A 22507-nucleotide genomic window follows, 5' to 3' on the forward strand; every position below is an offset into this window, starting at 1 on the left:
GAAAGCTGGCAATCTGCATCATGCGCGGGCCGGTCAACCCCTGCTGACTGCACCCCCGATGAAGCGGAATGCCGCGACCCTGACCGGCTTGTTGCTGGTGGCCCTCTTTGCTTCCGTTTTCCTTCGGGAACCGGAGCTCCAAGAGTCTGCGTCCGGAGAGTCACAACAAAGCAAGGAGGGGGCGTCACGAACCTTTGCCGGGCAGTCCCATGCTCGATCCGTTCCGGCGGATGCTTCCGCCTCCCGGCCCCCGGCATCCCGTTCCGTGGAGCTCCCGGTGGACTTTCTGGAGCGCGTCGCTCCGGATCGCGGCTTGCAAATCGATCTGCCTGGCGGTGTTTCAGTCGCGGGTTCCGTCTTCACGCGCCGTCATGATGCCGCAGGCGTTTCCATGATCGAGGGGCGCATCACCACGCCGCAGCCGGGCCGCTTCTTCTTTGTCCGTCAGACCTTTCCCGGCGCTGCGGGTTCATTGGTCGGCCACATCCTTTTCGATAGCGGGGATATCCATTGGAAGGTCGAGCCGTCCGGTCCGGGCGGGGCTCCTCGCCTGGTCGAGACTGCCCGGGATGGGCTGATCTGCGCGAATTACAGCATGCCCGCTGCGGCTTCCGCACCGGAGGAAGCGCCCGCGGCGCACCCCACGGACATTCCGATTCCCGCCTACCAGGAGATCCTCCCGCTCCAGAGCCTGCCGGGTGCGGCCGGAGTCATCTATCTGGATTTCGATGGCGAGCAGGGGCCGTTTCTATCCTGGGGGGATTTCGATGCAGCCTCGCCGAACGTGACCAATGCGCAGGTCTTCACGGTGTGGAAGATGGTGTGCGAAGACTTCCAGGGTTTCACCCTGAACATCACGACGGATCGGAAAGTCTTCGACGAGGCGGACCCTGGTAGCCGCCAGCACGTCATCATTACTCCCACCACCACCGCTTCCCCCGGGTCCGGTGGCGTTGCCTTCGTCGGCTCCTACAATTGGGTGGCGGATGTTCCCTGCTTCGCCTTCTACAGCACCGGCAAGTATGGTGCGGAGGTGATCTCGCACGAGGTCGGCCACACCCTCGGTCTCAGCCATGATGGTCGCTCCGTGCCACCCGAAGACTACTACCTCGGCCACGGCTCGGGGGAGACCGGTTGGGCTCCGATCATGGGCGCGGGTTACTACGAGAACCTCACGCAATGGTCGAAGGGTGAGTATGCCGGGGCCAATCGCTTTCAGGATGATGTCGCGATTATCCTCACCAATAACCATGTCGGGATCCGTGCCGACGAGGTCGGCGATGATGAGGAAAATGCGGGGATCTTGGAGATCCTGGCCGACAACAGCGTGACAGGGGAGGGGATCATCGCCACCCGTCACGATGTGGATGCCTACCGCTTCCGCACCAGCGGCGGCCCCATCGATCTGAAGGTGGAGCCCGTGGACCAGAATCCGAATCTGGATGTCATGGCAGAGCTCGTGGATCTCGCCACGGGGAACTACATCGCTAGCTCGCATCCCGATCTTGAACTGGCTGCCGGTATCCAGATGGAGCTGCCCGCCGGTGAATATCTGCTGGAGATCAGCGGCACCGGTCGCGGCAATCCCTTGCTCGACGGCTATACCGACTACGGGTCGATGGGTACCTACTTCATCTCCGGTAGCATCGTGGGAGGGCTCAAGCCCGAACGCTTTACGATCGCGGAGAACAGTGCAACGGGCACTTTGTTAGGCTCCGTGGCCGCACGCGGCGATCACGGCTCCGCCGCCTTGGTCTGGAGCATCCTGTCGGCACCCGGTGGCTTCACCATCGATCCCGCCACCGGTGCGCTCAGTGTGGCGGATACATCGCTGCTGGACTTCGAGGCGCTTTCCACGCGCTGGGATGATCCGGCCACCGTCGAGCTTCTGGTCCGTATCTCGGATCAGGAGGACTCCGATCGGGATGAGACGATCCGTGTGGTGATCACGCTTACGGACCTGAACGATCCGCCCGCGATTGCTCCCGGCGCGCTGGTGGTTCTGGAGCGCACGCGACCCGGCACTCCTTTGCTGACCGTAGAGTCATCCGATCCCGATCACTTCGATCTTCCTGCCTACGAGATCATCGCGGGAAATGAAGCCGGATGGTTCGCTATTGATCGCGATAGCGGCGTGATCTCGGCAAGCAGCGATGGTGTCGGTGAGGTGGAGGGATCCGCTCTCGTCGAGCTTCAGGTTCAAGTCAGCGATCGCGGCTCACCCCCTCTTTCCTCAAGCGCTACGGTGAGCCTCACTGTCATCGGGGTTTCCGACGGGCATCGCCCCGGGGGACTGACTCGCACCTGCTACGAGGGCATCGAGGGCTATGCCGTGGCGGATCTAACTGCAGCGGCCAAGTGGCCGGATCAACCGGACAATCAGGAGTTGCTCCCGGACTTCGATGGCGGCACGCATGGTGACAACTACGGAAGTGTCCTCGGTGGCTACTTCATCCCTCCGGTGAGCGGGAGCTACCGCTTCTGGATCGCCTCCGACGGTGCCTCCGAGCTTTGGCTGGATTCCTCGCCGGAGCAGGCGGGAGCCAACCTGATCGCTTCGGTGGGTAGTTCCACCGATCCCCGCTTCTGGATCGATACCGCACCCTTCCGTTCGAGCCCGGTTTCTCTTGCCGCGGGGCAGGCCTATTTCATTAGCGCCCTCCACAAGGAATCGGTGGGAGCGGATCATGTATCGGTGGCGTTTATGGGACCGGGAATGCCCAAGCAATTACTCCGCGGCATTTATCTTGCGCCCAAGTTGCAGAACTACGCGCCGCAGATTCTCTCGCAGGAGCTCGCCATCGGTGAAGATGCCTATGCCGGGCAGAAGCTCGGCATCGTGGAGGTCCGGGACTTGAACGATGCCGACACGCATTCCGGCTTTGTCATCACGGCAGGCAATGAGGAGGGAGCCTTCGCCATTGATCCGGCAAGCGGTGAGATCCATGTCGCATCGCGCGGTATTCTCGACTCCTTGTCCCGGCCATCCTACACGCTCACGATCGAGGTGACGGACGATGGCTCTCCGGTCCTGACCGGTGCCGGCGAGATCACGGTTACCGTGCACCCCGCGGGATTCATGGCGGACGACGGGCTGAAGCAGCAACTTTGGCATGGGGTGGAAGGGACGAGTGTCGCAGGCCTCACCGAAGGCAACGCGAACTACCCGTATCTGCCTGACGAGACCCGTACCTTGGTGTCTTTCGATAGCGGACCAAATACCGGCGATAACTATGGCTCCCGGATCCGGGCTCTTCTCACTCCGGCCGTTACCGGCTATTACACCTTCCACCTGTCATCCAATGATCAAGCGAAGCTGAAGCTGGGTTCGGATGCCACCGCCGCTACCGCGGTGCAGGTCGCCAGCGTCAGCGGTTGGACGAACTACGGACAGTGGACCAAGTATGCCTCGCAGACTTCGGATCCGGTGCTTCTTGAAGCGGGCAGCCGCTATTACATTGAGACGCTTCACAAGGAGAGCTTGGGCGCCGATCACCTTCAGGTGGCGTGGACCGGGCCTGGCATTGCTTCTCCCACCGTCATTCTCGGAGACTTCCTCACTCCCTACGACATCAACGAAGCTCCGGTCTTCGGCGGCACTTACTCCTTCTCCTTGGTTGAGGGCGCAGTCACGGGAACGGTGATTGGGACGGTGCATGCGGGCGACCCCGAGGGAGAACAGGCCATCCACGAGATCCTCTTCGGCAATCTTTCCGGAGCTTTTGCCATCGATCCTTCCAGCGGGGTCATCACTGTATCCAATCCGGCGGCGCTCACCATCGGCCAGCATCTGCTTACGATCGGCGCGCAGGACGGGGGCTTGAACAGCGCTTATCCCCTCCGATCAGCTCAAGTCAGCGTGTCGATCACGGTCTTGAGCGATAACCTCCCGCCGCAGTTCCCGTCCTCCACTTATTCGGATTTCGGCACCCAGGATCTCGGCTATGCGGCCTTCTTCACGGCAAGCGACCCGAATGCGGACGACCTGCTCGTGTATGAGAAGGTCTCCGGACCTGCTTGGTTGGTGGTGGAGAGCGATGGCTCGGTTCACGGGCTTCCGACCAATGCGAACGTGGGAACGAATGTCTTTGTCCTGCGGGTCGTCGATCCCGAGGGTCTCAGCGATGAGATCGAGCTGACCATTGAGGTGGCGAACATCAATGATCCGCCTTTCTTCATCGAGCTTCCCATCGTCCTTCCGCTGGCGAGCGAGAATCAGCCCTTCGCTGCTTTCCTGGGCGGGGCCGCGGGGGATGTGGATTCAGGTGATCAACTCGGCTTCAGCAAACAGTCCGGACCTGAATGGCTTCAAGTCGGGGCGGACGGCGGCTTGAGCGGCACACCCGGCGACGGGGATGCCGGTGCAAATGAATTCGTGATCCGGGTCACGGATCTCCAAGGTGCCTATGCAGATGCAACTCTCGTGATCACGGTGGCTCCGGTGAATGATCCTCCCGTCTTTACCTCACCGCTGATCGAAGGGCATGTCGCCACGGAAGACCTGCCTTTTGCGGGAAGCCTCGCGCTCTTCGTGGCGGACCCTGATGCCGGGGATATCCACTTCTTCGAGAAGCTGGCCGGGCCGGACTGGCTGGAAGTAGCCGCGGACGGGACTTTCATCGGAACTCCGACAAACGCCGACGTGGGTCCGAACCTCTTCGTCGTGCGGGTGGTCGATTCCGGCGGAGCATCAGCCGAAGCGACTTTGCTCATCGGGGTGGAGAACGTGAATGATGCTCCGGTATTCGCAAACAACCCGATCGCGGGCATCGCTGCGCGGGAATCTCTTCCCTACATCGCGGATCCCTTGCTCGCGACGGATGAGGACGCGGGCGACTCCTTGGTCTACTCGAAGGAAGACGGTCCCGAATGGCTGCAAGTGGCCACCGATGGAGGCATTTCGGGGATTCCTCCCGCAGGTTCGGCCGGGATGCATGCGTTCATCGTTCGTGCTACGGATCTTGCCGGCCTTCACGCGGAGGCATCGCTCCTGATCGAGGTCTTGGCGGATGGCATGCCGCTGCCTTGGGACGTCAGTGCTGTGGGTTCCCAAGAGGACGGCAGCGGCGCGGCGAGCGGTCAGGGCGAGTTCGTGGTCACGGGCTCCGGCCATCTGTCCGGTCGCGAGGATAGCTTCCAATTCGTCTGGCAGACCTTGAGCGGCGATGGCTCAGTCACCGCCCGGCTGGTCTCGTTGGAGGGTGGTTCTTTGTCCCGCGCCGGAGTGATGATCCGGGATAGTTTAGCTTCGAATTCCCGGCATGTCTTCCTGGGGCTCTCCGGTGAAGGAGCCTTCCGCTGGATCCGCCGGACCAACTACAATGGGAATTCCTCCGCGAACACCAGCGGGACCGCCACTCTGCCCCATGCATGGGTCCGCTTGCATCGCCAGGGGAACACCATCACGGCTTTCAAAAGTCCCGATGGACTCAGCTGGGTGCAGATCGGCAGCCTCAATGCCGCGCTGCCGGAAACCTGCTACTTCGGCCTCGCGGTGAGCAGCGGCTCCGAAACGGCAGTGAGCGAAGCCCGCTTCAGCAACGTGACTCTCGATCCTTGATCCGCATCCTTAACTTCGCACTGTGCATCTCCCTGCTGGCCTCGTGTGGTGAGAAGAAATCCGGTCGCCCCGGGGGCTCGGAAACATCTTCCAAGGCACCCCGCTCGGAAACCCGGAGCAATCGCGATCCCGAGCCCGGCACGACTGCTGGCAAGCGGGTGCTACGCGAGTCCTTCGAGTCCGCGCTTGCCTCAACCGATCAGGAGGCTCGATCGAAAGTTTTCGGGCAGGTCGCATGGGATGCCATCGACGTCGACCCGGAGCTTTCCCGCCAGGCTTTTGCGGAGCTTCCTGCCGAAAGCCCGGAGCGCGCCAAACTGGCAGCCCATTTCGCGATGCGTCTCGCCGAGTCGGACCCCGACCAAGCCTTGGAGTGGGCGAGGGGACTCGGTTCCTCCGAACGGGAGGAAGCCTTGAGCCGCATCTCGGTCGTCATCGGGGCAAAGAATCCGGTCCGGGCGGCCGAATTGATCACTGCGGAGATCGAGCCGGGGCGACCCCGCGACCGCGCCGCGGTCCAACTCGCCCAGCGCTGGTCCCAAGCCGATCCCTCGGCAGCGGCAGAATGGCTTGGGACTCTCCCGGCGGGAGAAGCCCGCAGCGCCGGGCTGAAGCTGGCCCTGGTCCGCTGGCTCGGAGACGACGCTCCAGCCGTGGCATCTTGGATCACCGGTCGCACCGACGAAGCTCTCGGGCTGGAATCGCTGGCTGCCGTCGCGGATCATCTGCGGTCGGCGGAGGCCTCTGAGAAAGCCGCGGCACTAGCCGCCTTTTCCGATCCCGAAATCCGCCGCCGATTGGAAAACCTGCTGGCACAGCCAGGCCCCTGAGTACAGTATTTCCCTTGTGAGTGTGGATACCTACCTCTGTCCCGGATGCGACAAGGAAGTGCGTGTCGGCTCGCGCTATTGTCCCCACTGCAATCCGCCCTCCAAGCGTCGCAAGCGCCAGCAGAGTGCCGCCTCGGGCAGCAAGCGCGGGACCGCCCGCGATCACTCCTACGACGGCTTGGACCTCCCGGACGATGATTTCGACTACGAGGACTTCGTCGCGCGCGAGTTCGGCGGCAAGCCCCACCGCAAGACAGGCCTCAGGTGGTATTGGTGGCTCACCGCCGTCGGGGTGCTCGGTCTCATGATATTGGCGGGCTTCAGCTTCGCCGGTTGGGGCGGTTTTGCGTGGTGGTAAATCCACCGCGGATTCCCACTTGGCAAAAATCGCCCCCCTCGCTCAACTCCCGATGATATGACGGAGTCGGCGGTGGAGATCGAATACCTGAGGAAACGGTACGGCAGCTTCGAGGCCTTGGCCGGTGTCTCGCTTTTGGCACCCAAGGGCAGCGTCTTCGGCCTCCTCGGCCCGAACGGCGCAGGCAAGAGCACCTTGGTGAAGTCTCTCCTCACCATCATCCGTCCCACCGAGTGTCGTGGGACCCTGCTTGGCAAGAAGATCGGCGACCGAGCCACCCTCGCCAAGGTCGGCTACCTTCCCGAACATGCGAAATTTCCCGATTACCTCACCGGTCGGCAGGTGATCGCCTACTCCGCAGGCATGGCGGGAGTGGCTGGCAAGATTGCGAAGCAGCGCATCTCCCGCCTGCTGGACCTGGTAGGCATGGGCGCCTGGGGCGACAAGCGCGTCGGCACCTACTCGAAAGGCATGAAGCAGCGCGTCGGCCTCGCCCAAGCCTTGGTCAACGAACCGGAGATCGTTTTCCTCGATGAGCCCACCGATGGTGTCGACCCCGAAGGCCGCATCGAGATCCGCAAGATCATCGAGGGCATGAAGGCCGAAGGACGTACCGTCTTCGTGAATAGCCACTTGCTCGGCGAGGTCGAGCAAGTCGCCGATCAGGTCGCCATTCTCTCGCAAGGCAGGATGATCCGTTCCGGTTCGATCAGTGAGCTCACGGGGGCGGGCAAGCACTATGAGCTTCGTACTTCAGGCCCTGTCCCGCTTGCCATCCGGGAGAAACTGGAGTCCGCGGGCATGCAGGTTGCTGGAGATCGGCTCACCATTCCCGCCTCGGACGCCTCCGAGATTCAGGGCGTCATCGATGCCCTCCGCGCTTCGGGTGTCATCATCCGCGAGTTGAAGGAAGCCCGGCAATCTCTTGAGGAACTCTTCCTCTCCGCCGTGAACAGCGCCCGCGAGGCAGTGAAGGGAGGTGCGGCATGAGCGCCTTGATCGCCATTTTCATGGACTCCTTCCGCCTCCTCCAGGCGCGGCGTCTTTTCTGGATCACCTTCGGCATCTCGATGCTGGTCGCCTTGGCCTATGCTTCGATTGGTTTCAACGAGAAGGGCATGACCATGTTCTTCGGTTGGAAGGAATTCGAGAACCCCATCCTGAAGTCCGGCAGCCCGGAAGCCGCAGCCTTCTACGTGATGATCTTCACCGATTGGATCGTCGGCCTCTGGCTCGCGTGGTTTGCCCTGGGGTTGGCCGTGGTGTCCACCGCAGGCATCTTCCCGGACTTCATCGCGGATGGCTCGATCGGAATCTCGTTGTCCAAGCCCGTGGGCCGCTTCCGGCTTTTCCTGCTCAAGTTCGCTGGCGGTCTTCTGTTTGTCGCGCTTCAGGTCGCTCTCTTCACCCTCATGGTCTTCCTCGCCATCGGCTGGCGTGTGGGTGAATGGAATCTCACCATCTTCTGGGCGGTGCCGGTTGTCACCTTCGTCTTCGGCCTGCTTTATTCGGTGGCCGTCCTCGTCGGCATCTGGACGCGTTCCACCCTCTTCGCCCTGCTCTCCGCTTGCGGGGTCTGGGCCCTTTCGTGGCTGGTCCACTTTACCGAACAGCAGTTCTACACCTTCGCCCACACCGTGCCGGAGGCAGGGATCTCGGTCGATTGGTCGAAGGGCGATGTCGAGGAAACCGATAAGGAGGGCGAGAAGGTGGACTGGGTCGTGAAGGCTCACTCCACCATCGAGACCATCGGCAGTCCGCTTCCCAAGACCCGGGATTGCACGCTCTACCTGAAGCGTCTCATCAAGATGGAGAAACGGGATTCGCTCCTTTCCGGCGTCACCTTGGGCGATCTGATGACCGGTACCCTGCCAAACCGCATGCAAGCCGGCGCCCAGAAGAAGGCCGAGGAGCGCCACTCCGCGTGGTACGTCTTCGGCACTTCCGCCGCCTTCGGTGCCTGCATCCTCGGCCTGGCCGGTTGGATCTTCTGTCGCCGCGATTACTAGGGAAGCTTCGGTAGCTTCGCGGCTTCCACGAACTCCGGGATCGAAATCGATCCCCGAGCCACGCCGCCCTTCGGCGTTGCAGTCGCCGCCATCCACGCCACATCGATCTTCGCCGCTGGCGTCCCTAGCTTGAAGAGGATCGCGAACTCCTCGCGGCTGATTCGCTCATCCTCGTCCGTATCGATATCCGCCGCCACCTCACGGCGCTGCGTCCTCATTGCCTTCGCCACCGCATAGCCCGGGATGCTCGGGATTGCCTTGGTTTTGATCCATGCCTTCAGCTCCATCCCGCTGCCGCCTCCCATCCGGCTCCAGAAGCTGGCGATCGTCTTCTCCGCCGTCCCGGGCTTCCACATCACCGCGATCTCCGCGCGGCTGATCACGTCATCCCGTGACACGTCAAGTTCGACGAAGAGTTCCGTCCTCTGCAACCAGAGCCCCAGTGACTTCGCCAACTTCTTGTCAGATCGTGCCGCCAGGATTTCTTCCACCGAAAGCGAACCCGAAGCATCGCTATCGATCAGGGGGAAGGCAGTCTCTTTCTTCGGCTTCACCGCGGGAATCTCCTGCCACTCCGCCAAGGACAGCCCGCCATCTTGATCCATGTCGTAAGTCTCGACGAGGTAGGCCTCCTCTGAACCCAACTGGTAGATGAAGACGCTCCCTTGATCCGCAGACCGCTTGTCATAAGACTGGTCGATATCGGTCCGATCCATGTGCGAAGCCCCGACCAAGGCTGTTCCCCGGCTTAGGGCCACGCTACGTCCGAACCCATCCAAGGAATCCCCGCTTTCATGGGAAGCCGCGAAACGCATCTCATGGCTCCAGAGCCCGCCTTCCAGAGTAAACAGGTCGGCCGTACCTCTGCCGGTAGGAAGGACAAATTGGTGAGACAGATATCCCGGTGATCCGATCAAAGCCCGATCATGTCCTGCCGCTACGGCGGCGCCGAAGCTTGCCGACTGCGCCGGAACCGGTGCCTTCAGACGTGTTCGCTGCAACCAGCTGGTTCCACTTTCCTCGAAGAGGTAAACCGCCCCGGCATCGTAGCTTCCTTCGATGTCTTTCCACGGTGCGCCGATCAGCGCCCGACCGTTCATTATGCTCAGGGCATAGCCGAAGCGGTCCCCGGCGCTTGCATCGCTCGCCTGAAGTTTCGTTCGTTCACCCCATACCCCGTTCGTCTTGCTGAAAACATGCACGCTGCCGGCACCGAGCCCGGGTCGGCCGACCAGCACGGTTCCGCTTCGTAGGGCCACGGACATCCCGAAATGGTCATCCTCGCCATTCCCCGCTGCTACCAGTTCGGCGCTCTGGATCCACTCATCTTCATCACGCTCGAAGATCCACACCCGGCCACGATCCACTCCGAAGGGCAGGGTGGACGGAATGCCGAATACAGCCCGGCCCCCGAGGAGGGCTACCGAACTGCCGAGGAACCCGCCCGTTGCTCCAGTCGGAACGATCGCATCCTCGAGGCTCCATCCTGCTTCAGTTCGCTTGTAGACCACCGCGAAGTCGGAAGCCCCCACCAAGGCACGGTCACCGTCCAAGGCCACCGAGATACCGAATTGCTTCTGGATCACTCCGCCCGGATCCAGCCTGTCCTCGAAAACCCAGCTCCCCGATTCATCCCGGAAGACATAGGCGCATCCTGCGTCCGCACCGCTCAGGCTATCCTCTTGAGGCGTTCCGATCACGGCCCGATTCCCGCTGATCGCGACCGAGGAGCCGAACTGGAAGTCATCTCCGCCTTCCTCCGCCACCAGAGTGCCGAAGGAATTCCAGTCGGAACCGCTGCTCCGGTAGGTGTGCACGCGGCCGGCATGGTTCTGAGCCGTGCTGCTCTCCTGCGGCGCCCCGATCAAAAGATTGTTCCCGGAGATGGCCACTGCCGCACCAAACTTACCGCCTCCCTGTCCCGATTGAGAATCGAAGCGCATCCCCTGTGTCCATGTCACGCCGCTACGGGTGTAGACCAAGGCACTCCCTGCAGGATGGGCTTCTTGCGGATGTCGCGCGGTTGCTCCTGCTATCACCGTGTCGCCATCGATGGCCACGGAGAAACCAAGGCGAGCATCGGCTGGATGGGTTGAGGAGAGCTTCTGCTGCAGGAACCAAGTGGAGAGACTCCCGGTGAAGATGTACACGTTCCCCCGTGCATCCGGCAGTTGCGAGCTTGTGGCAATCCCATGAGCCCCGATCACCAGGGTGTTACCCTCGGCCGCCACCGCGCAGCCGAAGGCCGCTTGATTGAAGCCTCCCGGAACACGGATGCTGCTTGCAAGATCCCAAGTCTCCTGGGACTTGGTGAAGATGTGGGCGCTCCCCTGATGCTCCGTCGTGGTGGCGATGTCGCCAGGCGATCCGACGAAAGCGTGGCTCCCGTCCAAGGCCACGGAGAACCCGAACAGGTCGCCGTGCTCGCCACCCCCGGGGGGGAGCAGTTGGGTCACGGTCTCCCATCCCCACGATTGCCGCTGGATCACATAGGCCGCACCCGCTGTCGGCACTCCCTGACTGAAAGGATCTCCATACCCGCCAGGCCCCGGACTTCCGATCAATGCTTGGTCACCCGAAAGCGACACCGAGTATCCAAAGCGTGCCTCCTTCTGGAGATTGGAGACGCTGATGATCTGGCGGTAGTGCCAATCATTGGACTCCTCGACATATAGATACGCCCTGCCCGCCGAGGTGACTCCCCCGGGATTCGAGAGCGGAGCTCCGACCAACAAACGGTCACCCTCGATCGCTACCGAGGCACCGAAACCGGATGCGGCATTCTCGGGTGGCGAAATGAATCCACTTTGAGTCCAAGTCTCCCCCTGCCGCGTGAAAAGGTAGACGCTGCCTGTTCCTCCGTCGCTCCGGGTTCGATCTTGCGGCACGCCCACCGCAGCCACATCCTCGTCGATCGCCACGGATGCACCGAAATGATTCCAAGGTGAACCGCTCCCCGGACTCTCCGGCCGGAGCTCCTGCCGGAAGTTCGTGATGAGAGGATCGATAGTTACCGGATAGCGGGCCCCGCGATCATCCACCACGAAGCATATCCCCTCATCGCCCGGCTGCATTCTCGCGGCTAGAAGATCGCCATCCGCATCCGTCACCTTGAGCCCGGAGTAGCGGAAGGATGGCTTGCCCTCGCTCGAATCGAAAACCAGATCCCCTGTGTCGCCGTCTGTCCGAGCCTCGACGCCCTCCAGCTTCACATTGATCCGGATGGCATCCTCATGCTCGAAACCCGGAAGCCGGGAACTTAGAGTCAATCCGTGTTCGATGCCGTCGGGGTGGTTCTGGAACCATTCCACCACGCCATCGTCATGATGATACTCGGCTCGGGATCCCTCGGTTCGGAGGAGAGGAGGGCCGGTGCTATCTCCTGAATAGCCTATGGTGAATCCGCTCTCCTCAAGGTCGGATTCAAAACTCACGCTCCTTTCCATGAACCGCGCCACGATGCCCTCATCCGCATTCCTCGCGAAATGCGTGACTCCCCGGTTCTCCGCCTGAGAGGCTTCCTCCGTGGAGAGCGGGAAGACATTTCGGCGCGCCTGCTCCAGTGCCCTTTGAAGCGGATCCGGCAGCATCTTTATCCCCGCCAGCGCCTCGTTCCCGGCGCGCGGACCGGACTCTCCGGGAGCTAGGTCCGGGGTGCGTTTCTTTTGCTCTCCTCCGGAGATCGGTCGCTCCTTAGGTCCTGAATTCAAGCCCCAGATAAGAGCGCTGAGACATGCAATCGTGATCGAAATAATCTTCTTCGAGCGGGAACTCATGAATAAGAGGGGGTGCACTGATAGGTCAGCGTCCGCCTCTTTTTGTCAACTCGCCCGGTGGCCTGTTAGGAGACCGGTCTGCAAGTTCCCGAAATGGGACTGCTCTCATCACACCGGTGCGAAGACCATCGCCGTCCGGGCCGGGGTGTAGATCGAGAGGATACCGCCTTTTTGCACCGGGTAGGTCATCTCCGCATTCACCCGGTCTTGCCCGCCGAAGTTGGAGGCATCCGTATCCAGCACGAGCCGGTATTCGCCCGTTCCCGGCACCCTCAACTCGTAGTCGGGGATCGAGCGGTCCACCGAGAGATTGAAGACAAAGATCAGGTCCCCGCGCCGCGCGCACAGCACCTTGTTCGTGATGTCCAGATTCAGCAGTTCAGCCGGTTCATTCCCCGGCAGCCCGTGGTTCTTGCCCGCCTCTAACATCGCGCGGTCGAAGGCTCCGAGATAGGCATACTTCAGCGCCGGATTGTCCGCCAGCGACCACTGGCGGCGGCAGTAGTGATAGGACCAGTCATTGCCCTCGCGCGGGAAATCCAGCCACTCCGGATGGCCGAACTCGTTGCCCATGAAGTTCAGCCAGCCTTCACCGCCGAGAGCGAAGGTGAGCAGGCGGATGATCTTGTGCAGTGAGATCCCTCGCTCCACCACCGGGCTGGGATCCTCCTTGCCCATGTTCCAGTACATCGCCTGGTCCATCAGCCAGAAGGCCAGCGTCTTGTCGCCCACCAGCGCCTGGTCGTGGCTCTCCGCATAGGCGATGTTCGCCTCGCCGTGACGCCGGTTCGTCAGCGTGCCCCAGATCTCGCCCACATCCCAGTCCTCGTCGCGGGTATGCTTCAGCAGCTTGATCCAGAAGTCGGGGATGCCCATCGCGAGACGGTGGCTGAAGCCCACGCCGCCATCCGCCACCGGCTTGCAGAGGCCCGGCAGCCCGGACATGTCTTCCGCCACTAGGATCGCGCCCGGCCGGATCTGCCGCGCCAGCGTCGTCGCAAGTTGCAGATACAGCACCGCATCCGCGTCTGCATCGTCGCCGAAGTACTTCCAGTAGTCATCGAAGGAAGCCGAGCCCCGGTGCCAGTAGAGCATCGAGGTCACCCCGTCGAAGCGGAAGCCGTCGAAGCGGAACTCCTCCAGCCAGTGCCGCACGTTGGAGAGCAGGAACTGCCGAACCTCCGGCCGACCATAGTCGAATACCTTCGAGTCCCACTGCGGATGATCACCGCGCTCGCCGGAGTGGAAGTAGAGATTGCCGGAGCCGTCCAAGTCGTTCAGCCCCTCTGCATAGTTCTTCACCGCATGCGAGTGCACGATATCCAGCAGCACTGCGATCCCCAGCCCGTGGGCGGTATCCACGAGATACTTCAGATCCTCCGGCGTGCCGAAGCGCGAGCTCGGCGCGAAGAAGGAGGACACGTGGTAGCCGAAGGAGCCGTAGTAGGGATGCTCCTGCACCGCCATCAGTTGCACCACGTTGTATCCGCCCGCCGCGATCCGGGGCAGGGTCGCATTGGCAAATTCGCGGTAGCTGTGCACCCGGCCCTCCTCGCCGGACATGCCCACGTGTGCCTCGTAGATGAAGGGCACCTTTACCGTCGCCGGGTCGAAGTCGTGCTTCCACACGTAAGGCTCTGCAGGCTCCCAGATCTGCCCGGAGTAGTCGTGCGATTGCGGGTCCTGCACCGCCCGCAGGATGCAGGCCGGGATCCGGTCGCGGCTTGAGCCATCCGCACCGGTGATGTGCAGCTTCACCCGCTGCCCGTGGGCCAGCGTGCCGGGGTCCAGGCGCAGTTGCCACACGCCGCCCCGCGCCGGAGCCAGCGGGTGGCTCTCGCGGTTCCATCCATTGAAATCCCCGATTAGCGAGACCGCCTTCGCTTTCGGCAGCCACTCCCGCACCATCCAGTGCCCGTCCGCCTGGCGGTGGATGCCGGTCAGCTTGTGGCCGTTGGCATGCGCGGGCAGACTGCCGCTGCGCCCGTCGATATCCGCCAGCGTCCTCCGGAGCCGCTCCAGCCGCCCCGCGATGACCTCCTTCTGGGGTTCCAGCCATGGATCATCGAGGACTAGCTTCGGCGTTTCGCTCACCCCGCGAGCATGGACGCAAATGGCATAAGTGCAAAGCCACGAGTGCGTCTATCAAGGAGAGGAAACGTCCCGTGTCCCTGGAATCGCTCCCTAATGCGAGCCGGTCGGGAGAAGCGGGGACAGACCCGCATGAAGCATTCCTGCAGGATGCGATGAATCCCGAGGTGCTACCCGGCACCGCGTGCCGGGTTTCTATGAAGCATCCCTCGGGACGAAGAAGGCGGCGGCCGCCCTAAGACCTCACGGTGCCTTCTCCCCATCCTTCAGCGGCACTTCCTTCGTGATCAGCTCCTTCATGTAGTCCGCGCCGAAGAGTTCCTGCGTGATGATCGGCTCTCTCCCCGGCACGTAGAGCACGTTCACCGGGATCGCCGTTCGTCCCAGCTCTCCCAGCTTCTTCTCGATCGCCGGGTCCGGATTGGTCTTGTCCGCTTTCAGGGTCACCACCCCGCGTGCCTTCATCAGATCGGCGACTTCCTTGGGATAGGCCCGCTTCTTGTTGAGCTGGCAGGTGGCGCACCACTGCGCCGTGAAGTCCACGAACACCGGCTTGCCTTCCTCCAGCAACTCGTTCACCCGCGCATCGCTCCACTTCTCCCAAGTCAGGGCGGACTTCTCCGGCGGCATGGTCAGTTTCAAACCAGCCGCCGCGAAGATCAGCGTGACCAGCACGGCCACACCCTTCGCCCGGCTGGTGCGGATCGGCGTGAACCAACGTCCGAATACCCAGGCCGCGATCGCGATAGCCGTCAGGCCGAAGACCACGTTCAGCGTGTTCTCCAGACCGATCTGCCCGGCATAAACCCATAGCAGGAAACCCGCCGTCGCGAAGAGCAGGAAGGACATCGCCTGCTTGAAGCTTTCCATCCACGCACCGGGGCGGGGGAGCAGGTCCACCAGTTTCGGGAAGATCGAAAGGATCAGATACGGCAGGGCAAGCCCCAGCGCCATCGCGGTAAAGGCCGCGAAAAATTGCACAGGCGGTAGCGTGATCGCAGTGCCGATTGCCGCACCCAGGAAAGGCGCGGAGCAGGGCGTCGCCACCACCGTGGCCAGGATGCCCGAGAAGAAGGAGCCGCTCACGCCCTGCTTCGATTGCAGCTTGCCGCCCACACCCGTGGCCGAGGCCCCGATCTCAAAGAGGCCATACATGCTCAGGCCCAGCACGAACATCAGCAGCATCAGCACCAGCACCGTCCAAGGGTTCTGGAGCTGGTAGCCCCAGCCGACCTCCTGCCCCGGGCCTGCTGCCGAGCGCAACGCGAAGAGCACGCCGCTCAACACCCAGAAAGACACCAGCACACCCACCGTGAAGGCGATGCCGTGGAGTACGATCTTTTTCTTGTCCTCGCCCGATTGTTGGACGAAGCCCATGATCTTCAAGCCGATCACCGGGAACACGCAGGGCATCAAGTTCAAGATCAGCCCGCCTGCGAACATCCCGCCCAGAATCGGCAGCAGTGCCGCAATCGAAAGCGGCTTCGCCGGTGCGCGCTCGATCACCGTCGCTGGCACCAGCACCGCATGGCAACCGCTCTTCGCGTCGAAGGGGCTGCTGGCGATCAGGATGCCCGCCACGTCCTTACCCTGTTCGATCGGGGTATCGATGATGTCCTTGGTCTTCCGCTTCAGCGTGAAGACCCAAGAATCACCCTCTTTTTTCACCGTGCTGCCCTCGCTTACCGAGGCCAAGAAAGGGGCCGCCGGAATGAAATCGACACCGTCCGGCAGCGTGCAGCCCGAGGCGGGAGTCACCGTCAGGAGCACATTGGCGCCATCGTTCGTGGCCTTGAATTCCCAGCCGTCCGCCTTGATCGGCGCGGTCGTGCGGGCCGCTTCAAAGAGCGCTGTCTGGCTGGCATCCACCTCTGCGCTGTCCTTCACCGGCAGCGAAAGGGTGAAGCTTCCCGCCTCATCCAGGCACTGGCCGGTCTTGCAAATCTGCCAGGTCGCACTCGCCTTGATCTCGGCCACCGAATCCTTCGCCAGCGTCGCCGGTGGGGTGATCTCCACCATGAAGACCGGACTGCCCGAGAAGTAGAAGCTCTGGTTCTCCAGCAGGCCCACCTCGACCTTCGGCGCCGGCCACTGGATCGGCCCGGCGCTGAATCCCTCGGGCAGCACCCACTCGATCTTCAGCCCCTGCTCGATCCCGCCGGAGTTCTGGTAGTAGCTGTGCCAACCCTCCGGGTGGCCCAGCCGCAGCGCCACCGTGAATGGCTTGCCCGCTGCGATCGAATAAACTTCCGAGACCAAAGTGGCCGTGCTCTTCGCCTTGCCGCCCGCGGACTCCGCTCCCGGCAGGCCGAAGCTCATTTTCTCCTCCTGCGCCGCGACGGGAAAGATCAGCAAAAGAGCGAGGAAAAGACGCAGGAATGGAAGATGAATGGCCATGAGCATGCCGACCGGCGGTGTCAGGCTAGAGAAGATGCCCCGTCGCTTCATCCAAAAATTTCGAGCCCTCTACCAGCCTCCTCCTCCACGGCACCCGTTCTTCTCCTATTCATCCGATCCATCTTGGCCCAAAAAAATACCGGACGAGCCTTGGAGACCCGACCGGTATTGAAAGGCGAAACAGGGGAAAGATCTAGTAGCCCTCGTAGTAACGGCGGCGGTTCTCCTGATCCTGCGCGTTGCCGATCGCGGCACCGCCGGCTGCACCCACGCCAGCGCCGATCAAGGCACCTTCTCCGGCTCGACCGGACTGGTTGCCGATGACGGCACCTGCGGCGGCTCCGCCTAGGGCTCCGATGACAGCACCACGCTGGGTGTTCGGGCCGGCCGGTGCTGCGCAGTTGCTGAGGACCCCGGCCGTGGCCAAGGCGATGAGTGCAAGGGATTTGTTCATGGTGTTCGGATCAAGTTGCGGGGGAAAGTCCGCTAGATCCCTGCTTTCGCAAGGCGGAATGCAATTCCCGTCTGAATCGACGTGATACCGTCCTCATTTATTCAGGCCTTCATGCCCTCAAGCGCCCGGGCGCAGTCGGTCACCAACCGCGGACCTTGGAAGATGAAGGCCGAGTAGATCTGCACTAGGCTCGCGCCCGCCTTGATCTTATCCACCGCGTCTTGGGCGCAGGAGATCCCGCCGACCCCGATGATCGGGATACGTCCGCCGAACTCTCCCGCAAAGGCCCGGATGATTTCCGTGCTGCGCTGCGTGAGGGGGCGACCGGAGAGCCCGCCCGCTTCATGAGCCCGCGGATGGCCTGCTACAGGTTCGCGCGCCAACGTGGTGTTGGTCGCGATGAGCCCGTCCAGGCCACCCTCCAAGAACACCCGTGCCAAGGAACTCACGTGGGGGGGATCCAGATCCGGCGCCACCTTGAAGAGCAGGGGCACATGCCTCCCGTGCTCCTTCTCCAACGCGGCCTGCTCTTTCTTGAGCCGCTCTAGCAGCCGGGCGGAGGCTTCCTCGCTCTGTAAATCGCGTAGCCCCGGCGTGTTCGGGGAAGAGAGGTTCACCGCGATGTAGTCCGCCACCGGATAGGCGGCCCGCAGGCAGGCCAGGTAATCGTCCGCAGCATTCTGGTTCGGCGTGTCCTTGTTCTTGCCGATGTTGAAGCCGATGACTCCGTCGAAGTGCTTGGATCGGCGCACGTTTTCCACCCCTGCCTCGATCCCGGGATTGTTGAAGCCCATCCGGTTGATGATCGCCTCGTGCTCGACCAAGCGGAACAGGCGCGGCTTCGGATTACCCGCCTGCGGCCGCGGCGTGATGGTCCCGATCTCCACGAAACCGAAGCCGAGCCGGCCCAGCGCGTCGATCGTGTTGCCTTCCTTGTCCAACCCCGCCGCAAGTCCGACCCGGTTCGGGAAGCGCAGGCCCATCGCCTCCACCGGAGCGAGAAACTCCTCTTCGGGGAACATGAGCTTCAGCGCTCCGACTTTTTCTGCCAGTCGCAAGCCCCGAAGGCTCAAATGGTGGGCACTCTCGGCGTCCAGTTGGAACAGCAGGCTACGGGCAATCGAATAGGCGTCGGGCACCCCCGGACCCTGCACGTCCCGTTTCCATTCTCCAATCCCGAACCGCGTCTCAAAACATCGTTTTCGACGATGTTTCAACGGTATTTAGTGTTTGAATCGATGTCTTCCGGAAACTCGTCAAGACAGACATTTCCAGACCTCACACCAGCTCTGCCGCGATCGGATCGACCAGCGGCGAACCGGCCAGCGTCAGCACCAGCCGCCCGTCCTTCTCCTCCGCCAGCCCATGCTCGATCAGGCGCCCTACGCCCGCCCCATCGACCAATGAAAGCGGAACGCCCTCGTCGGTTCGTAACATCAGCGCGATCCGCTCCAACCGCCGCTGCTCGGCGTCCAGCGATTCGGCCTCTTCCACCGCATTGCCCAAGCTAGCCACCATCCTTACATAGCCCGCCGTGTCAGCGATGTTCTTGCTTCTCAGGTTGCCCACGGTGGACACTGCGGAAGGCCCGAGCCCAAGATAGTCCTCACCCCGCCAATAGCCCCGGTTGTGGGAAGACCGATGTCCCGGCTTGGCATAATTGGAAGTCTCGTAGTGCTCGAAGCCAGCCGCCTTCAGCATCTCGTCCGCCAGCAGGAAGAAGCGCGCGTTCACATCCTCGCTCTCGCTCACCTCGCCGCGTCTCAGCGATTCGAAGAAGGCGGTGTCTTCCTCGTAGGTGAGGTTGTAGGCCGAGATGTGATCGGGTTGCAGCGCGATCGCAGTCTTCAGGGTGGATCGCCAGTCCTCCTCGGACTGACCGGGAATCGCGAACATCAAGTCGATGTTCACCTCCGGCATTCCGGCTTCCCGCAAGATACCCACGGCCGCAGCCGCCTCCTCGGCCGAGTGCTCGCGTCCCAGCTTCTCCAGCACATGGGGCGTGAAGGACTGGATGCCCAGCGAGACCCGAGTGACGCCCAGTTCCCTGAAAAGCCGAGCCTTCGCCACATCGAAGGTCGCCGGGTTCGCCTCAAAGGTCACTTCATCCAGGCCCTGCAGATCCAGCAACTCGCCCAAGCCGCCGAAGAGCTTCCGCAAGTGGGTGGGGGAGAGCATCGAGGGCGTGCCGCCGCCGAGGTAGAGCGTGCGCGGCTTTTCCTCCAAAGCTTCGATCCGGAGCTTCGCTTCCCGTAGCAAACCCTCCACAAACTCGCCTACCGGGGTGTTGCCCGGCGTGTGCTTGTAGAACGAGCAATAAGGGCAAACCCGGTGGCAGAACGGAATATGGAGGTAGAGCAGCAAACGCGCACTCTTTCAGCCTCGCGCGCCGCGGTCAATGCGGGCTCCTGCGGAGCTTCGGCTCAATCCACCAGCAGCACCTCTCCCTTAGCGGAGCGCAGGCGGAAGGTCTTCGCGGAGAGATCGTGTGCGGCCTTGATCGAGCGGACGGTGCGGCTCTTCACGCGCATGAGCACGGAGTGGGTGCGTGCAATCTTGCCTTCGACCCTCACTCCCCGGAGCAGGGTGCTGTCGGAGATCCCTGTCGCACTGAAGAGAATGCGATCCCCTTTGGCTAGGTCCTTCGAGAGATAGACCCGGTCGAGCAGCTTCTCGTAGCCCTCGGCGATCAAGAGGCGTCTTTCCAAACCGTCCTTCGGCCAGATCTTTGCTTGGAGTCCACCCCCAAGGCATCGCAGCCCGGCGGCCGAGAGCACGCCTTCCGGGGAGCCTCCGATGCCGACATAGAGATCCACATTGCTTTCGGGCAGGGCAGGAGCAATGGCTGCTGCAATATCGCCATCCGAGATCATGCGCAGCTTCGCGCCGATGCGCCGGACGGCGTCCATGTAGGGCTCGTTGCGGGGGCGATCGAGGATCATCACAACGATGTCGCGGATGTCCTTCTCCAGGATCTTCGCGGTGATCTTGATCACTTCCTCCGTGGGCGCCTCCACGCTGATCGGCAGCTTCGGATCGGCCATGAAGGCTTTCCGGACTTTCTCGGGGTAAGCAAGTTTTTCGAGGTAGAAGGCCGGGATGTCCTCGAGCGCGCTCGCCTCGCCATCCATGGGGATCGCGGCGGCGATGCATGAGACGGAGTTCGCCATGCCCTTGGAGACATTAGTCGTTCCATCGACGGGATCGAGGGCGATATGAAATTGTGGAGAGCCTTCCTCCCAGGTGCCGACCTTCTCGCCTTTGAAGATCCCGGGAGCCTCGTCCTTGATGCCCTCGCCGATCACGACCTCACCGCGCATGTCCATTAGGTCGAACATGCCGCGGATCGCATCGCAGGCAGCCGCATCCGCGGCCTCCTTGTCGCCGCGTCCCATCCAACGGTGGGCTACGATCGCAGCACCCTCCGTGGCACGGAGGAAGTCCATTTCGAAGATACGTTCCGGGTCGATCATGAGAGGGAGAGAGGAAGCATTCCGTTGGCAAGGCTTAGCCGAATCCCTCAGCCGCCGATGACCGATTTGAATCGGTCGTATGCCTGCTGCCACTGGTCGCCGTTGCGGGCCTGATACACTTGGAAATCGAATGAGCGCCGAATCAGCGCTCGCCCGGCGGCGAGGTCGGGCAAGTTGCCGGTGGCGATCATCTGGACCACGATGTTGCCACATGAGGTGGCCTCAATCGGTCCGGCGATGACTTCGATGCCAAGGGCATCGGCGGTCGCTTGGGCAAGGAAGGCATTCTGGATCCCGCCGCCCCCGGCGTGAAGCCGCGTGAAGCGCTTGCCGGAAAGCTTGCAGAAGTTCTCGAAGACCACGCGGTATTTCAGCGCGAGCGACTCGGAGGCGACCCGGAGAATCGTGCCTTTGTCGATCGGCACGGCCTGACCGCTCCGTTCGCACCAAGCGCGGATTTTTTCGGGCATGTCACCCGGTGCCGCGAAGATCGGATCGTCCGGATCGATGAAGGCGGAGAAGGCCGGCGCTGCTTCTGCCAGCTTGGCCATCTCTCCATACGAGATCGCCTCACCGTCCAAGGTCCATTGGCGCTTGCACTCCTGGATCAACCAGAGCCCTGCGATGTTCTTGAGAAAACGGACGGTGCCTTCGACGCCGAGTTCATTGCAGCAGCGGGCGGCGAATGCTTCCTGTGTGCGGATCGGCTCGCGGGTCTCCAGTCCCATGATCGACCACGTGCCGGAGGAGAGCCACAGCGCATCTTCTCCCTCCATCGGGATGCCCGCCACTGCGGCAGCGGTATCGTGTGTGGCGCCCGCGACGACCGGGATGCCTTCCATTCCGATTTCCCGTGCCACTTCCTTGCGGATGGGGCCGAGAATCGTCCCGGGAGGGACGATTTTGTCGAAGATCTTCGCGGGCAAGCCCAGTGCCTCAATGGTTTCGAGAGACCATTCACCGGTCGCGGGATCGACGAGTTGGGAAGTGGAGGCGTTGGTCCTTTCCACCGCCATCACTCCGCTCAGCCAGTAAGCGAGCAGGTCAGGGATGAAAAGCAATCGATCCGCCGCCGCGAGGGCAGGTGAGCCGAGCTTCTTCTCCGCCATCAGGTGCAGCGAGGTATTGTAGAAATTCGTCGTGATGCCGGTGCGGGCATAGATCTCCGACTCCGGCAGCAGGGCATGCATCAGCTCCGGCATGCCTTCGTGGCGCGGGTCGCGATATTGATGCGGCATGCCTAACAGACGCCCGTGCTCGTCCAGCAATCCGAAGTCCACCGCCCAAGTGTCGATGCCGATGGCGCGGATGTCCTTGCCATACTTCTCCACCCCGCGGCGCAGGCCTTCGAGGATGTCGCGGAACAGGCCGAGGATATTCCAGTAAGAGCCGCCCGGCAGGTCCGTGCCGGGATTGTCGAAGCGGTGAATTTCTTCGAGGCTCAGGGTGTTGAGGTCGGTGACACCGGCGATCACGCGACCGCTGCCGGCCCCGAGGTCGATAGCAAGGAAAACAGACATGGGTTCAGAGAGACACGAAACAATCCAGACAGGGAGAGG

Annotated in this window: 13 protein-coding genes; 5 read left to right on the forward strand and 8 right to left on the reverse strand. The window is 62.3% G+C overall.

Features of this window, described 5'->3' with window-relative positions:
* Nucleotides 1-265: 265 nt before the first annotated feature.
* The 5 genes from OJ996_RS10545 to OJ996_RS10565 are packed head-to-tail and all read left to right on the forward strand — an operon-like array spanning nt 266 to nt 8757.
* Nucleotides 266-5560, forward strand: a complete 5295-nt coding sequence (locus OJ996_RS10545) for a cadherin domain-containing protein (RefSeq protein ID WP_264513522.1) — start codon at nt 266-268, stop codon at nt 5558-5560.
* On the forward strand, nt 5557-6390 hold the full coding sequence (locus OJ996_RS10550) for a hypothetical protein (RefSeq protein ID WP_264513523.1): 834 nt from the start codon (nt 5557-5559) through the stop codon (nt 6388-6390). Before OJ996_RS10545 ends, OJ996_RS10550 begins: the two co-directional genes overlap by 4 nt.
* Nucleotides 6391-6406: 16 nt before the next feature.
* The gene (locus OJ996_RS10555; protein WP_264513524.1) at nt 6407-6748 is read left to right on the forward strand and encodes a hypothetical protein; all 342 of its coding nucleotides are present in this window, start codon (nt 6407-6409) and stop codon (nt 6746-6748) included.
* 57 nt (nt 6749-6805) lie between these two features.
* Nucleotides 6806-7738: an ABC transporter ATP-binding protein gene (locus OJ996_RS10560; protein ID WP_264513525.1), complete on the forward strand. Its 933-nt coding sequence runs from the start codon at nt 6806-6808 to the stop codon at nt 7736-7738.
* A complete protein-coding gene (locus OJ996_RS10565) occupies nt 7735-8757 on the forward strand; it encodes an ABC transporter permease (protein ID WP_264513526.1) in 1023 nt (340 codons plus the stop codon). Before OJ996_RS10560 ends, OJ996_RS10565 begins: the two co-directional genes overlap by 4 nt.
* On the opposite strand, the gene OJ996_RS10570 is transcribed toward OJ996_RS10565, so the two are convergent.
* The 8 genes from OJ996_RS10570 to OJ996_RS10605 form a co-directional block, all read right to left on the reverse strand.
* A complete protein-coding gene (locus tag OJ996_RS10570; protein ID WP_264513527.1) occupies nt 8754-12533 on the reverse strand; it encodes a hypothetical protein in 3780 nt (1259 codons plus the stop codon). The two genes, OJ996_RS10565 and OJ996_RS10570, sit on opposite strands and share 4 nt — an antisense overlap.
* A 108-nt stretch (nt 12534-12641) precedes the next feature.
* On the reverse strand, nt 12642-14627 hold the full coding sequence (locus OJ996_RS10575; RefSeq protein WP_264513528.1) for an alpha amylase C-terminal domain-containing protein: 1986 nt from the start codon (nt 14625-14627) through the stop codon (nt 12642-12644).
* 240 nt (nt 14628-14867) lie between these two features.
* Entirely contained in the window at nt 14868-17021 is a 2154-nt protein-coding gene (locus OJ996_RS10580) for a protein-disulfide reductase DsbD family protein (protein WP_264513529.1), read from the reverse strand.
* Nucleotides 17022-17214: 193 nt separating this feature from the next.
* Entirely contained in the window at nt 17215-17475 is a 261-nt protein-coding gene (locus OJ996_RS10585; RefSeq protein WP_264513530.1) for a YMGG-like glycine zipper-containing protein, read from the reverse strand.
* Between the two features lie 101 nt (nt 17476-17576).
* Nucleotides 17577-18614 carry a quinone-dependent dihydroorotate dehydrogenase gene (locus OJ996_RS10590; protein WP_264513531.1) on the reverse strand — a complete coding sequence of 346 codons (1038 nt, stop codon included), beginning with the start codon at nt 18612-18614 and terminating at the stop codon, nt 17577-17579.
* Nucleotides 18615-18753: 139 nt separating this feature from the next.
* Nucleotides 18754-19839, reverse strand: coding sequence for a radical SAM family heme chaperone HemW (hemW, locus tag OJ996_RS10595; RefSeq protein ID WP_264513532.1), 1086 nt, complete (start codon nt 19837-19839; stop codon nt 18754-18756).
* A gap of 59 nt (nt 19840-19898) precedes the next feature.
* The gene (gene glpX, locus OJ996_RS10600; RefSeq protein ID WP_264513533.1) at nt 19899-20948 is read right to left on the reverse strand and encodes a class II fructose-bisphosphatase; all 1050 of its coding nucleotides are present in this window, start codon (nt 20946-20948) and stop codon (nt 19899-19901) included.
* Nucleotides 20949-20995: 47 nt separating this feature from the next.
* A complete protein-coding gene (locus OJ996_RS10605) occupies nt 20996-22468 on the reverse strand; it encodes a rhamnulokinase (protein WP_264513534.1) in 1473 nt (490 codons plus the stop codon).
* Between the last annotated feature and the right edge of the window lie 39 nt (nt 22469-22507).

Origin of the sequence: Luteolibacter rhizosphaerae, from assembly GCF_025950095.1 — a bacterium.
Classification (GTDB): Bacteria; Verrucomicrobiota; Verrucomicrobiia; order Verrucomicrobiales; family Akkermansiaceae; genus Haloferula; species Haloferula rhizosphaerae.